Origin of the sequence: Kribbella pratensis (assembly GCF_004366075.1) — a bacterium.
GTDB lineage: Bacteria > Actinomycetota > Actinomycetes > Propionibacteriales > Kribbellaceae > Kribbella > Kribbella pratensis.
Map to the genome: position 1 here is coordinate 1354955 of NZ_SODU01000003.1, position 13215 is coordinate 1368169.

The window sequence follows — 13215 nt, forward strand, 5'->3', positions numbered from 1 at the left end:
CCCCTCACCCGTCCCGGCCAACACCCCCCAGGCTCGCTCCCCCCGCACGCAGTCCCCGTGCCTCCTGCGCGACGTTCAGCGGCTGATCTTCGCCGCCGCCTGGCGCGCGAGCTTGTCGAAGTTCGGCGCGGGCATACCCGGACCCATCTCGCTGAACGCCAGCACCGAGACGTTGCGTCCCTTCAGCGTGACGGCGTACGGGAAGCCGCCCGCCTCGCTGCCCGGGTCGTTCGGCTTCGGGTAGTCGTACCAGCGGATCACCTGCGTGAGGTCGCCCGAGGCGCCCTTGACCATGCGGTTCTCAGTGATCTTCCGTGCGTGCGTCGGCGCCGGCTTGCTGTACGTGCAGCTCTTCAGCGTCGCGATGATCGAGTTGTACGCCGCCCGCGCGGTCGCCGCGTTCGCGTACTGGCTGACGTACTGCCCGCCGTACGCGTCCATCTCGTCGGTGAACCCGCGGGCCATCCGCGCGGAGACCCGCTTGCCCTCGGTCGACGCCGGGCCGCAGTAGGTCTTCGGCAGAATCCCCCTGTCGACCTGCCGGATCCAGTCCCGCCGTGCATCGGCCTTCTTCACCTCGCCGATCGTCAGCATCTGCGACCGGCTGAGCGCGGTGGCCGACGTCGTACCGGCGTCCGCGCCCTGCGTTGCCAGGGTGGTGAGTCCCACGGCCAGCACTCCTGTCGCCACACCCGTCGCAACCACACCTCGGCGCATGCCCCCAGCAAACTTCATGTTCCGTCCCCTCGTCGGTTGGTTGTACGAGTAGACGTGCGACCCGCGGGAAAGGTTGGTTCTGGTCTAGACGGAAGTTCGGCCGCGGAGGCGGCGGAGCATGCGGGCGTCCTCGAAGCCGACGGTGCGAGCGGCGGACTCGACCGTGGTGCCGTGGCCGATGAGGTGTTCGGCTCGTTCCAGGCGGAGGAGCTGCTGGTACCGGAGCGGGGTGAGGCCGGTGGCGGCCGTGAAGATGCGGGTGAGTGTGCGTTCGCTGACACCGACCTGCCCGGCCAGATCCGTCAGCGGCAACCGGTCGGCGTACCGCGCGTCGATGACGTCCTGGACGCGGTGCGCGAGGTCGTTGAGATGACCCCGGTGGCGGAGCATCGCGGACTCCTGCAGCTCGTCGCCGTTGCGGCGGGCGTAGACGACCATCTCGCGCGCCACCCGGGCCGCCGCCTCAGCGCCGCGGCCGACCGCGACGAGATGCAGCGCGAGGTCGATACCGCTCGCGATCCCGGCGGAGGTGATGACGCGATCGTCCTCGACGTACAACACGTCTCGCACGATGATCGCCCGCGGGTACCGGGTCGCCAGCTCGTCGGTCAGGTCGTGATGGGTCGTGAAGCGCCGCCCGTCGAGCAGGCCCGCCCACCCGAGGGCGTCGGCCCCCGAGCAGACACTCGCAACCGACCCACCGCGCGCGTGGTGGGCACGCAATCGCTCCCGGAAGTCCGGCCCGATCGGCGGCTCCGGCGACAATCGCGGCGACCGCCAGCCCGGTACGACGACCAGGTCCCCGGCATCGAGCTCCGGCCACTGCAGCTGGGCCCGCAACGGCACGCCCTGAGCGGTCGCGATCTCCTCGGATTCGGCGACGTACGACACCTCGTAGCCGTACCCGAAGTCGTTCGCCGTCGTGAACACCTGTGCCGGCCCGGCGAGATCCAGCAAATGGAGCCGCGGCACCAGTACGAAGACGACGCGAGTGGGACGCATCCGGTCAGGATGACACGGGTACGCCCGTGAACTCGTCGAGCGTCCGGATCGTGGCGAACCGGCCGGCCAGCGCGTACTCCGTGCGCTCGACGACCTGCTCCGCGGTCAGGGTCCGCGGGTCGGCGAGGATCTCATCGACTCCCGCCTCGTCGCGGATCGACCAGTGGGCCAACGCCATCGTTGCGGTCGCGTCGGCGACAAACACGACGTCGTACCCGAGATCGGACGCGACGCGTGCGGTGGTCTCGCAGCACTGCTCGGTACGGATGCCGGAGACAACGATCTCGCCGACGCCGTGCTGGGTCAGCAATTGCTGCAGATTCGTTGTGGTGAAAGCGTTGTGCGAGGTCTTGGTGAGGATCGGCTCACCCGGCAACGGTTCGAGACCGTCGATCAGCCGGACGTGGCCGTTGACCGGGTCGAACGCGCCACCGGTCCCCGGCTCGGTGTGCAGCACCCAGACGACGAGGTCGCCCTTGTCGCGGGCCGTGCGCACCAGTCGGTCCACGCGTTCGGCGATGTCGGGGTGGTTCACCAGCTGCCAGTTCGGGCGGACCCGGAACGATTCCTGGACGTCGATCACGATCAGTGCGGTTCGGCTCATGACCTCATCCTCGCCCGCGGTCGGCGTACCGCTGAAGGCTCGATCGGGCCCCGGACCGGACCGATCTGGTCACGAGGACGACCAGGTCGCAGAGATCGGACGAATTCACACCGTTCCGAACTGTTCCAAACACTGGTCCAGCGTGCTTATCGTGCCCAGGTCTGGTTTCTACAACGATTGAGGGAGTTGCGATGCCCGATCACCTGCCCCGCCGCCAGGTCCTGCGGACCGCCGGCGCACTGGGCCTCGGTGCCGCCGCCGCGGGCGCGCTCAGCACCACCGCTGACGCCAGTACCCAGGCCAGTTCGGCCGCTGGTACGCCGGATAAGTTGAGGACCATGGGCGCACACCACGGCAAGCTCGAGATCCGCAAGGACCCGTTCGGCACCACTCCGGACGGTCAGAAGGTGGACGTCTACACGTTCACCAACGGCCGGGTGACGATCTCGATGCTCACCTGGGGCGCGACCATCCAGAAGGTCGAGACGCCGGACCGCCGCGGCAGAACCACGAACATCAGCCTCGGCTTCGACAACCTGCCGGACTACGCCAAGCTCAGCCCGTACTTCGGCGCCACCATCGGGCGGTACGGGAACCGGATCGCCAAGGGCAAGTTCACGCTGGACGGGACGACGTACCAGATCCCGGTCAACAACGGTGAGAACGCGCTGCACGGCGGCCCCCTCGGCTTCGACAAGAAGGTCTGGAAGGCCAAGGTCGTCCAGACGGACAAGGCCGTTGGCGTCGCGTTCACCTACATCAGCCCGGACGGCGAGATGGGCTTCCCCGGTGAGCTCACCAGCACCGTCACGTACACGCTGGACAAGCGTGACGACCTGCGGATCGACTACCACGCGACCGTGGCCGGCAAGGCGACGATCGTGAACCTGACCAACCACGTGTACTTCAACCTGCTCGGCGAGGGCAACGGCACCATCTACGACCACGTGCTGGAGCTGAACGCGCCGAAGTACACGCCGGTCGACGCGACGCTGATCCCGACCGGCGAGATCGCCCCGGTCGCCGGTACGCCGTTCGACTTCAGCAAGCCGACCGCGATCGGCAAGCGGCTCCGTGGCGACCACGAGCAGTTGGTTTTCGGCCGCGGGTACGACCACAACTTCGTGCTCGGCGGGCAGCCGGACAGCAACGGCCTGCGGCTCGCGGGGCGCTTCTGGGAGCCGGAGCACGGCCGCACGATCGAGGTGCTCACCGACCAGCCGGGCGTCCAGTTCTACAGCGGCAACTTCCTCGACGGCACGTTCCTCGGCATCGGCAACAAGGCCTACCGCCAGGGCGACGCGTTCGCCTTCGAGACCCAGCACTTCCCCGACTCCCCCAACCACCCCAACTTCCCGTCCACGGTTCTGCGCCCCGACCAGACCTACAAGAGCACCACCATCTATTCCTTCGGCACCAAGTAGCGCCAAGGACAGGAGGTAGTCGGCCCGCACCGGGCCGGCCGAGCGTGCATACGGCGAGGTGGTCCCGTCCCGGCGGGACCACCTCCTGTCGTTCCGCGCCCTTGCCTGACCTTTGCAACGGGCGCACGCTGGGCAGGGGTGGGGGTGACAGGTGGTGGCACCGGCGATCGCACGCGCCCGCGGTCCCGGGCCGTGGGCGCTGTGGGCCGCCGTCGTACTGGGTCTGGGCACGCTGCTGGCCTCGATCGCGCTCGCGATGGCCGGCGACGAACTGGTCCGGCCCGGTCTGCAGGCGCTCCTGTTCAACTGGATCACCATCCCGTACCTGATCAGCGGAACGCTCGCGTGGTGGCGGCGGCCGGAGAGCCGCCTCGGTCCGCTGATGATCGCCGCCGCCTTCGTGATGGCCCTGACCGCTCTGCAATGGTCCTCGCTGCCCGCGTTGCACTCGCTCGGCAACCTCCTCGACATGGTGCCGTCCGCCATGTTCCTGCACGTATTCCTCGCCTATCCGACCGGACAGCTGGCGACCCGGCCGCGCCAGGTCGTCGTCATCGCCGGCTACGTGAACGTCGCGGTTCTCCAACTGGCGAAGATCCTGCTCGGCAGCAATCCGGACAGCCTGCTCGCAATCACCGCACAACCGGCGGTCGCGAGCCGCATCGAGCAGTTCCAGCTGATCGCGATGAGCGCCCTGCTGCTGATCGGCACCGCTCTGCTTCTGGTACGCCGGCCAAGCCCGAGCCGCGCGCAGCGACGCCCGGTGACGCTGCTGGTCGACACCTTCGGACTGGCGCTCGTCATGCTCGCCCTCCTGTACGTCGCAGGCCTGCGAGGCTGGCCGCAGATCGAGACGGTCCGGCACATCACGTTCGCCGCCCTCGGCCTCGCGCCGGCCGCCTTCCTGCTCGGCCTGCTGGACGCCCGGCTGGCCCGCACCGACGTCGGCACGCTGTTGATGGAGTTGCGCGCGCACCCGACCAGCGATCTGCGCGAACCCCTGGCGCGTGCCCTGCACGACCCGTCTCTGACCCTCGCCTATTGGCTACCGCAGTACGGCACCTGGGCCGATCCGGATGGTCGTGCCGTCACGCTGCGGGGCGCCGACGCGGGACGTGCGACCCGGGTCATCCACCGCGACCACGAACCGATCATCGCCCTGGAATTCGACCGATCGCTCGAGGACGAACGCGAACTGCTCGACGCCGTCGCAGCAGCGGCCGGAATCGCCTTGGAGAACAACCGGCTGCAGGTGGAGCTCCGCGCCCGTCTGCAGGAACTGCAAGGTTCGCGGGCCCGGGTCGTCGACGCCGAACAGAAGGAACGCCAGCGGCTCGAACGGAACCTGCACGACGGCGCGCAGCAACGCCTCGTGGCCTTGGCGCTCGAACTCGGACTGCTCGCCAACAGCTCCACGGACAGCAGCGAAACCGCGGCACGCCTGCTGCAGGCCAAGCGCGAGGTCGCCGTCTCTCTCGACGAGTTGCGGGATGTGGCGCGCGGCATCCACCCCGCGGTGCTCACCGGACACGGGCTGGCGGTCGCGCTCGAGTCCCTCGCCGTACAAGCCGGCGTACCCGTCGAGCTCGACGTCGCGATCGACGGACGGCTGCCCGAACGCGTCGAGGTCGCCGCGTACTACGTCGTCAGCGAGAGCCTGACGAACATCGGCAAGCACGCCGAGGCGACCACCGCCTCGGTCCGCGTCACCCGGTCGGCGGACGCGATCGTCGTCGCGGTCGTCGACAACGGAATCGGCGGCGCGGACACCGAGCGCGGGACCGGGCTGCGCGGTCTCGCCGACCGGGTCGAGGCCGTCGGCGGTCAGTTGCGAATCTGGAGTCCGGCGGGCCACGGGACCCGGCTGGAGGCGGAGTTCCCGTGCGAGTAGCGATCGCCGAGGACAGCGTCCTGCTGCGCGAGGGGCTCACCCGGATCCTCGCGAGCGCCGGCCTGGAAGTTGCTGCGGCGTACGACAACGCCGACGACCTGCTGCGGTACGTCCGCAGCTTCCCGCCGCAGGTCGCGATCCTCGACATCAGGTTGCCTCCGACCCACAACGACGAGGGCATGCGCGCCGCCCTACGGATCCGCGAGCAGCATCCGGACGTCGGCGTCCTGGTGCTGTCGCAGTACCTCGAACTCGGCCTGGCGATGCAACTGCTGTCGGAGTCCGCCGAAGGAGTCGGCTATCTGCTGAAGGACCGGATCAGCGACGTGGACGACTTCGTCGGCGCCGTACGGCGGGTGGCCGGTGGCGGCTCGGCCGTGGATCCGAAGATCGTCTCCACCTTGCTGAAACGACGGCGTGGCGACGATCCGCTCGCCGTACTGACTCCGCGCGAGCGGGAAGCCCTCGAACTGATGGCGACCGGCGCCTCCAACCAGGGCATCGCCGACGCGCTGACGATCACACTGCGGGCCGCGGAGAAGTACGTCTCCGGCATCTTCACCAAGCTCGGCATCCCGTCCACCCGCAGCGAATCCCGCCGGGTGCTGGCCGTGCTGCTGTACCTGCGCGCCTGACACACCAGAAACCCGAACCCTCCCTCCACCGGTCGCCCGGTCTCCCGAACGCGGCCGGGAACGCGAGTCTCGACGTAGACCCCGTCCCTGGAGGAACCAGTGCACAAGTCCCGCGTGATGCAGAACGAACCCGACCCGCCGCGGCCGGACCGTGCACCGAGTCCCCAGCCACCCGCGATTCCGAGGAGATCCGTCATGACCTTCGTCCGCAATCATCCCGTCGTCAGCTTCTTCGTCCTGGCCTATGCGCTGGCCTGGGCAGGCGTCCCGTTCGGGAGCTTCTACGCTCCCGGCGCCCTGGTCGCCGCACTCGTCGTCGTCTACCTGACCGAAGGCTTCGCCGGCCTGCGCTCCATGGGCGCCCGGCTGATCCGCTGGCGGGTCCGCTGGATCTGGTACGTCGCCGCGATCGCCGTGCCGCTGGCCGTGCACCTCGTGACGATGTCGCTCAACCAGGCCCTCGGCGCACCGGCTCCGAACACCGGGCAGTTCACGCCCTGGTACGGCCTAGCGGTCGTCGTCGGCATGATCATGATCGACCCGACCGGCGGCCCGTTCAGCGAGGAACCGAGCTTCCGCGGCTACGCACAGCCCAAGCTCCAGTCACGCCGTACTCCGCTCGTCTCGACCGCGATCCTGGCCGTGGCGATCACCGGCTGGCACCTGCCGCTGTTCTTCATCTCTTCGTTCGGCCTCCAGCCCTTCGAAGCGCTGACCACGGTCGGCGTCACCTTCTGGTACGCGTGGCTGTTCAACCACGCCTCCGGCAGCGTCCTCATCACTCTCATCGCGCATGCCACCGAAGGCAGCATCAACACGAGCGACCTCTGGCCCGCCGGTTCGGACCTCACCCGAGAGACCTGGCTGTACGTCGCGGTGTGGTGGGCGGTCGCCATCGGCCTACTGCTCGTCAACCGCCGCTTCTGGACCACCCCGACCGCACCCGCACCCATCAACGTCAAGGAGCCAGTCTCATGACCACCACCTCGATTCCCCCTCGTACTCCTCCCGTCAAGCGCAAGTGGAGCGGCTGGCGCACCGTGCTGGTCGTCCTGGGTGCCTTGCTGGCCCTGGTCGGCGTCACTCTGTTCGCTGTCGGAGGCGTCGGGCTGTGGGCACAGCATCAACGCGACGACGACGGCTACTTCACCGCCGGACCCGAGCGGGTCAGCACCAGCACGTACGCGTTGTCGGCGCCCGGGCTCGACATCGGCGGCGTCGGGCCGGATGCCTTCTACACCGACGATTTCCTCGGCAAGGTCCGGATCGACATCAAATCGACGTCCGGCACGCCGGTCTTCATCGGCATCGGTCCGGCCGCCGACGTCGCGGCGTACCTCAAGGGAGTGAGCCACGACGAGATCGCTGACTTCGACGTCGATCCCTTCCACCTGACGACCACTGCCAGGCCCGGTGACAAGCCGGCCGACTCGCCCGCCGACCAGTCGTTCTGGGTCGCCTCCGGCAACGACACCCTCAACTGGACCGCCCGCGGCGGCAACTGGTCCGTCGTGATCATGAACGCCGACGGATCACCGAAGCTCGACGCCGAGCTGAGCGTCGGCGGCACCCTGCCCGCCGTCGAGGGGATCACGATCGGCGCACTGATCGGCGCCGTCCTCCTGCTGCTGATCGGATCCGCCGTCGTCGTCTCCACAATCACCACCCGCCGCACCAACTAGCACCGACGCGCGGATCTGTAGGGCAATGTTCCTAAGTTGCCTAGAGTTGGGGCATGAGCGAACCGGTTCTGCAGATTCCGTTCGACGATGCGTTTCGGTTCGATCCGTCGCCGACGTTCGCCGAGCTGCGGGAGAACAGGCCGGTGGCGCGGGTGCGGACGCTGGCGGGGGCCGAGGTCTGGCTGGTGACGCGGTACGACGACGTGAAACTGGTGCTCGCGGATCCGCGGTTCTCCCGCGCCGCCGTGGTGAAGCAAGGAGCTCCGCGCGTCGCGCTGGCCAAACCGATGCCGAACAGCCTGACCACCACCGACCCGCCGGAGCACAGCAGGCTCCGACGGTTGGTGGTGCCAACGTTCGCGCACCGGAAGATCGAGCAGACCCGGCCGTGGGTCGCGGAGCTGTCCGCGCAGCTCGCCGAGGACGTCGCGCAGGCCGGCGACGGCGCGGACATCCGGCAACTGGTCGCCTTGCCGTTGCCGATCCAGGTGATCTGCCAGCTGCTCGGCGTACCGTACGCGGACCGCGCGCAGTTCCGGGAGTGGACCGAGCTCGGGTACAGCATGAAGATGGCCGAGAAGGATCTCGTCGAGGACGCGATGACCAACCTCACGGCGTACATCGAGGATCTGGTCACGAAGAAGCTCGCGAACACCTCGGGTCCCGCGGAGGATCTTCTGGACGAGCTGGTGCGCGCCCGCGAGCAGGGCGACCGGCTGAGCCAGGAGGAGCTGATCGCGTTCGGCGTGAACCTGCTGGTCGCCGGCCACGAGACGTCGGCGAACCAGATCTCCAGCTGTGTCGCCACACTGCTGCGCTGGCCGGAGAACTGGGCGCGGCTGGTCGAGGAGCCCGAGCTGATTCCGTCGGCGATCGAGGAGCTGCTGCGGTTCAACAGGTTCAGCGAGGTCGGGCAACTCCGGGTCGCGATCGAGGACGTCGAGCTGCACGGCGTGCAGATCAAGGCCGGTGAAGGGGTGATGGCCGCGCTCAACTCGGCGAACCGGGACCCGCGGGCGTACGACGCTCCGGACGAGCTGCGACTGGACCGTCGCGACAACAAGCACATGTCCTTCGGCTTCGGCCCGCACTTCTGCCTCGGCGCTCAACTGGCGCGGATCGAGCTACAGGAGTCGCTGGCGGCCCTCGTACGACGGTTCCCGCGGATGAGTCTCGCGAAGCCGGCCGAAGAGCTCGAGTGGCGTCGCGTGCTGGTCAGCGGTCTCGCAGAACTGCCGGTGAACCTGGGCGGTCCACCGGCAGCTGGATGATCAGTTCTGCGAGCTGAACACGAGACCGTGCTCGGCCTCGTACTGCTCGATGAAGCGCTTCGCCATCGGTTCGCTGCATCCCACCGAACGCGCCAGGTTCGCCGCAGTGCGCTCGTGCCCCTCCGGCCACTCGGTCAGCATGTTCCAGGCGCGCATGCGCCGCTTCTCCAGATCGGTCGGTTCGACCGCTTCTTCTTCTGCGGGCTTTGCCGCGACCACAGGTTCCGGGTCGGGCAGGACGGGCTCCACCTTCGGGGTGGTGATCAGCGCCGGCGGCTGCGGATCGGCAGGGCCCGCGAACGGTGACGGTGGCTTCGGCTTCTCCACCAGCGGTTCCGCCTTCGGCTGCGGGGCGAACGGCTTCAGGCTGCTCGCCGTACCGGTGACGACGTGCTGCGGCTCGCTCTCGTCCTCGACGACAACGGCCTCGGACACGTTCCCGCTGTCGGTCGGATCGGGCTGGTCGACGATCGCCATCAGCTCGCCGGTCCAGGCGTCGTCGTCCCGCAGTCCTACCCCGGTGCCGTCGGCACGCCGCGGCTGCCCGCCCTCGAGCACCCACACGGCGGCGGGTACGGCGGGACGGTCCTCGGGCTGCTCCGGCGGCGGTGAGATCGCCTTGGTCAGCTTGTTGGTGATGACCTCGTAGTTGATCCGCTCCTCGAGCATCCCGGCCAGCCGGTCGGGGTCGTACGTCGTCTCGGCGATCTTCGCCAGCCGCTCGTCCTGGTGCTCGGAACGGATGTACTCCGCGACGGTGCCGGCGATCGCGTCCCGGCGGCTCTTGTTCCGGATCTGGTGCTGGGCCGCACGGAGGCTCTCGTACAGCCCGTAGCCGTGCTCGATCGCCAGCGACCGCGCCAGCCAGGTGACCCGTGGCTCACGGGCCCACTGGACGATGCCGTACACCGGGCCGGTCTCGCGCATCTGGCCCGCACGACGGAGCGCGTCACGGCGACGGGCCGAGCTGTGGATCAGCCAGAGCACGTACGCGAACGCGGACAGACCGCCGAAGCCGAAGGCCAGGAACCGCTCCTCCGGCCGCCAGTGGCCGACCACGTTGAAGACGACCGCGACGAGCGCCGCGAAGAACGACATCGCGCGGTACGCGTAGGCCTGCTCGCCCTTGCGGCGGCGCAGGTCGGCGAGCGCCGCCGTGGCGACACCACCGAGCTCCAGCACCGCGACAGCGGGCGTGACGAGGACGATCTTGAGCAGCTGCGAGAAGCCGTCGTCCGGCCAGGGGATATGGGTCACGCCGGCCCAGACCTGGCCGACCAGCGCCGCGGCAGCCGCGGTCGCGTAGAAAGCGTAGGCGACTTTGTCCGCACCGGTGAGGGGTACGTTGACCAGTTCGCCAGTACTGGTTGTGCTGGTGTTCTCCTGCAAGACGTGCTCTCCTGACCGGTTTGGGCTCTCCGGCAGTTCGTCGGGTGGGTGGTACGGCGGCCCCATTTAGCGCGCTGCAAGAGGCTACCGGTTTCCGGCCCCGAACGGGGAGGCGAATCCGGAAACGTCTCGAACCTCCCCGCTCGGGCCCCGGTTCTAACCTGTCAATTCAAACGCGTTGTGGGGTCGGCTCCGAGATTCGTAGGGTCGGCTCCATGATCCCGACGCTCCGCTCACTCCCCGACCCCGAGGCCCTGGCCGCGGAGCTCGGCACGCGTTACCGCCTCGGCTTCACCAGTTGCACGCTGCTCCGTTCGCTCGTGAACGACGTCTACGAGCTGGCCACCGGGACCGCGCGGTACGTCCTCAAGCTCTATCGGTACGGCGGCCGCGGACCGGACGAAATCCGTTGGGAGACAGGGCTTTCGGAGCATCTGCGCGCATCCGGCGTACTCGCCCCACCGGTCGTTCCGCTGCCCGACGGGGAGACCGTCGGACTCCTCGAGACCCCCGAGGGTCCGCGGCCGTTCACCCTGCTCGGGTACGTCGAGGGCACCAAGCCGCGACCGCCGTTCACCGACGAGGTGTACGCCGACTTCGGCCGGCAACTCGCCGCATTTCACGATGCCGCCGACAACTACACGTCGCCGTACCATCGGCCGCCGGCCGATCTCGTTCACCGGCTCGACCGGCCGCTCGAAGAAATCCTCGCCGTGGACGACACGGAGGAAAACCTGCTCCGGTCTCTTGCGGGTGCTGTACGGAGCAACCTCGCGCAGTACTCAAAGGCAGGAACCTGCCACGGCGACGTCACGATGGACAATGTTTTGTTGACCGAGCAGGGACTTCTGCTGCTCGATTTCGATCTCGCCGCGGTCGGGCCGTTGGCAGCGGATTTCGGCGGCGTCGCGACGACACCGCACTGGGACGCTTTCAAGGCCGGGTACGCCGCGCGCCGGCCGATCACGCCCGAGGACGAGGCGGCGATCCCGTACCTGCAGGTCGCCGGCAGCATCTTCAACCTGTACTTCCACCTCGTCGACAAGCCGCGCTGGCGCGGCGCCGAGTCGCGGGACGAGGGCTGGGCCGCGGCCGAGCTCGACGGGCTGCGCGCGGCGGCCGCCGTACTTCTCTGACGTTCACAGGAACGTCCCAGGAAACACGAAGCAACCCACAGGGCCGGCCGCACATCCTGGGTGCATGAAGGTCGCGGCACGTTCCTTGAGTGTGCGGGTCGCGGCGGCGATGGTGGCGCTGGTCGCGGTGGTGAGTCTCGTGATCGGCGTGCTGACGACCGCCGCGATCGGCTCGTACCTGACCAGGCAACTGGACGGAAAGGTCGCCGCCACACAAGACCGCGCGATCGGTGCGCTCAAGAACGGCGGCCCGCCGCCGGACGCACCGCACGGACAGGACGCCGGCACGGTGACGGTCTACACGGGATCTTCCTCGGCCGTCGGCGACGTGATCACCGCCGACGGCAAGCTCAGCGAGCTGTCCGACCAGGCGGTCGACGTACTCGACGATCTGGCCGACGGTCAGAACAAGACCGTCGATCTCCCGGACCTCGGCGAGTACCGCGTGCACGCGACGAGCGTCGGACAGTTCACCGTGATCACCGGGCTCCCGACCAAGGACATCCAGAACACGATCAACAGTCTGATCGGGTGGGAGGCGCTGTTCGGCGGGATCGGGGTACTCACCGCGGGCGGCGTCGCGGTGTTCGTCGTACGGCGTCAACTGCGGCCGCTGCGCCGCGTCGCGCAGACCGCCCGCGAGGTGGCCGGCCTGCCGCTCGACACCGGCGAGATCGGGATGACCGCACGGGTGCCGGATCAGCTCACGGACGAACGGACCGAGGTCGGCCAGGTCGCCGTCGCGCTGAACACGCTGCTCGGTCACATGGAGAACGCCCTCGACGCGCGGCATCGCAGCGAGCAGCAGGTCCGGCAGTTCGTCGCGGACGCCTCGCACGAGCTGCGTACGCCGCTGACCACGATCCACGGGTATGCCCAGCTGAGCCTGCACCAGGGCGATCCCGAACTGTTCACGCACGCGATGGGCAAGGTGATGGTCGAGACCACCCGGATGGCGTCACTGGTCGAGGACCTCCTGCTCCTCGCCCGGCTGGACGCCGGCCGGCCGCTCGACAGCCGCCCGGTCGACCTGTCCCGGCTCGCCCTCGACTCGATCACCGACGCGCGAATCATTGCCCCCAGCCACCATTGGGAGCTCGATCTGCCGGCCGAACCGATCATCGTGATCGGCGACGAGCAGCGCCTGCATCAGGTGGTCGCCAACCTGCTCACCAACGCGCGCCGGCACACCCCGCCCGGCACCACAGTCACCGTCGCCGCCACCAGCAGCGACCGCTCCGCCCTGCTCACCATCCACGACGACGGCCCCGGCTTCCCCGCCGACCTGCTCCCCAACGTCTTCCAGCGCTTCACCCGAGCCGACACCGCCCGCAACCGCTCCACCGGCGGCGCCGGCCTGGGCCTCTCCCTGGCCCAATCCATAACCCAAGCCCACCAAGGCACCCTCACCCTCACCTCAACCCCCGGCAACACCACCTTCACCCTCACCCTCCCCCGCTGAGC

At 68.7% G+C, this 13215-nt stretch carries 12 protein-coding genes; 8 read left to right on the forward strand and 4 right to left on the reverse strand.

Annotated features, from left to right (window positions below; all coding sequences use genetic code 11):
• Nucleotides 1–75 precede the first annotated feature (75 nt).
• From EV137_RS30765 to EV137_RS30775, 3 genes are all read right to left on the reverse strand, one after another.
• On the reverse strand, nucleotides 76–735 hold the full coding sequence (locus tag EV137_RS30765) for a hypothetical protein (RefSeq protein WP_134131695.1): 660 nt from the start codon (nucleotides 733–735) through the stop codon (nucleotides 76–78).
• A 66-nt stretch (nucleotides 736–801) separates the two neighbouring features.
• A complete protein-coding gene (locus EV137_RS30770; protein WP_134131696.1) occupies nucleotides 802–1719 on the reverse strand; it encodes a GlxA family transcriptional regulator in 918 nt (305 codons plus the stop codon).
• A gap of 4 nt (nucleotides 1720–1723) precedes the next feature.
• Complete coding sequence (locus EV137_RS30775; protein ID WP_202871202.1) at nucleotides 1724–2323, reverse strand: isochorismatase family protein; 600 nt, start codon at nucleotides 2321–2323, stop codon at nucleotides 1724–1726.
• Between the two features lie 191 nt (nucleotides 2324–2514).
• Here EV137_RS30775 and EV137_RS30780 point away from each other — a divergent pair, with 191 nt between their 5' ends.
• The 6 genes from EV137_RS30780 to EV137_RS30805 all read left to right on the forward strand — a co-directional run bounded on the left by EV137_RS30780 (nucleotide 2515) and on the right by EV137_RS30805 (nucleotide 9226).
• Entirely contained in the window at nucleotides 2515–3747 is a 1233-nt protein-coding gene (locus EV137_RS30780) for an aldose epimerase family protein (protein ID WP_134131697.1), read from the forward strand.
• Between the two features lie 154 nt (nucleotides 3748–3901).
• Complete coding sequence (locus tag EV137_RS30785) at nucleotides 3902–5638, forward strand: histidine kinase (RefSeq protein ID WP_134131698.1); 1737 nt, start codon at nucleotides 3902–3904, stop codon at nucleotides 5636–5638.
• The gene (locus tag EV137_RS30790) at nucleotides 5629–6273 is read left to right on the forward strand and encodes a response regulator transcription factor (protein ID WP_134007971.1); all 645 of its coding nucleotides are present in this window, start codon (nucleotides 5629–5631) and stop codon (nucleotides 6271–6273) included. Before EV137_RS30785 ends, EV137_RS30790 begins: the two co-directional genes overlap by 10 nt.
• Before the next feature lie 195 nt (nucleotides 6274–6468).
• Nucleotides 6469–7251: a CPBP family intramembrane glutamic endopeptidase gene (locus EV137_RS30795; RefSeq protein ID WP_134131699.1), complete on the forward strand. Its 783-nt coding sequence runs from the start codon at nucleotides 6469–6471 to the stop codon at nucleotides 7249–7251.
• Nucleotides 7248–7955 carry a hypothetical protein gene (locus tag EV137_RS30800; protein WP_134131700.1) on the forward strand — a complete coding sequence of 236 codons (708 nt, stop codon included), beginning with the start codon at nucleotides 7248–7250 and terminating at the stop codon, nucleotides 7953–7955. Before EV137_RS30795 ends, EV137_RS30800 begins: the two co-directional genes overlap by 4 nt.
• A gap of 53 nt (nucleotides 7956–8008) precedes the next feature.
• Nucleotides 8009–9226 carry a cytochrome P450 gene (locus EV137_RS30805; RefSeq protein ID WP_134131701.1) on the forward strand — a complete coding sequence of 406 codons (1218 nt, stop codon included), beginning with the start codon at nucleotides 8009–8011 and terminating at the stop codon, nucleotides 9224–9226.
• Here EV137_RS30805 and EV137_RS30810 read toward each other — a convergent pair whose 3' ends face one another.
• Nucleotides 9227–10615 carry a hypothetical protein gene (locus EV137_RS30810; RefSeq protein WP_134131702.1) on the reverse strand — a complete coding sequence of 463 codons (1389 nt, stop codon included), beginning with the start codon at nucleotides 10613–10615 and terminating at the stop codon, nucleotides 9227–9229.
• Between the two features lie 215 nt (nucleotides 10616–10830).
• Here EV137_RS30810 and EV137_RS30815 point away from each other — a divergent pair, with 215 nt between their 5' ends.
• The gene (locus EV137_RS30815) at nucleotides 10831–11751 is read left to right on the forward strand and encodes a phosphotransferase enzyme family protein (protein ID WP_134131703.1); all 921 of its coding nucleotides are present in this window, start codon (nucleotides 10831–10833) and stop codon (nucleotides 11749–11751) included.
• 64 nt (nucleotides 11752–11815) lie between these two features.
• Nucleotides 11816–13213, forward strand: coding sequence for a sensor histidine kinase (locus tag EV137_RS30820; RefSeq protein ID WP_134131704.1), 1398 nt, complete (start codon nucleotides 11816–11818; stop codon nucleotides 13211–13213).
• Nucleotides 13214–13215: the final 2 nt, after the last annotated feature.

Excerpts from the sequence above, each read along its gene's own strand:
- EV137_RS30765 (WP_134131695.1), bottom strand. The coding sequence starts at position 735 with ATGAAGTTTGCTGGGGGCATGCGCCGAGGTGTGGTTGCGACGGGTGTG.
- EV137_RS30770 (WP_134131696.1), bottom strand. The coding sequence starts at position 1,719 with ATGCGTCCCACTCGCGTCGTCTTCGTACTGGTGCCGCGGCTCCATTTG.
- EV137_RS30775 (WP_202871202.1), bottom strand. The coding sequence starts at position 2,323 with ATGAGCCGAACCGCACTGATCGTGATCGACGTCCAGGAATCGTTCCGG.
- EV137_RS30780 (WP_134131697.1), top strand. The coding sequence starts at position 2,515 with ATGCCCGATCACCTGCCCCGCCGCCAGGTCCTGCGGACCGCCGGCGCA.
- EV137_RS30795 (WP_134131699.1), top strand. The coding sequence starts at position 6,469 with ATGACCTTCGTCCGCAATCATCCCGTCGTCAGCTTCTTCGTCCTGGCC.
- EV137_RS30800 (WP_134131700.1), top strand. The coding sequence starts at position 7,248 with ATGACCACCACCTCGATTCCCCCTCGTACTCCTCCCGTCAAGCGCAAG.
- EV137_RS30805 (WP_134131701.1), top strand. The coding sequence starts at position 8,009 with ATGAGCGAACCGGTTCTGCAGATTCCGTTCGACGATGCGTTTCGGTTC.
- EV137_RS30815 (WP_134131703.1), top strand. The coding sequence starts at position 10,831 with ATGATCCCGACGCTCCGCTCACTCCCCGACCCCGAGGCCCTGGCCGCG.
- EV137_RS30820 (WP_134131704.1), top strand. The coding sequence starts at position 11,816 with ATGAAGGTCGCGGCACGTTCCTTGAGTGTGCGGGTCGCGGCGGCGATG.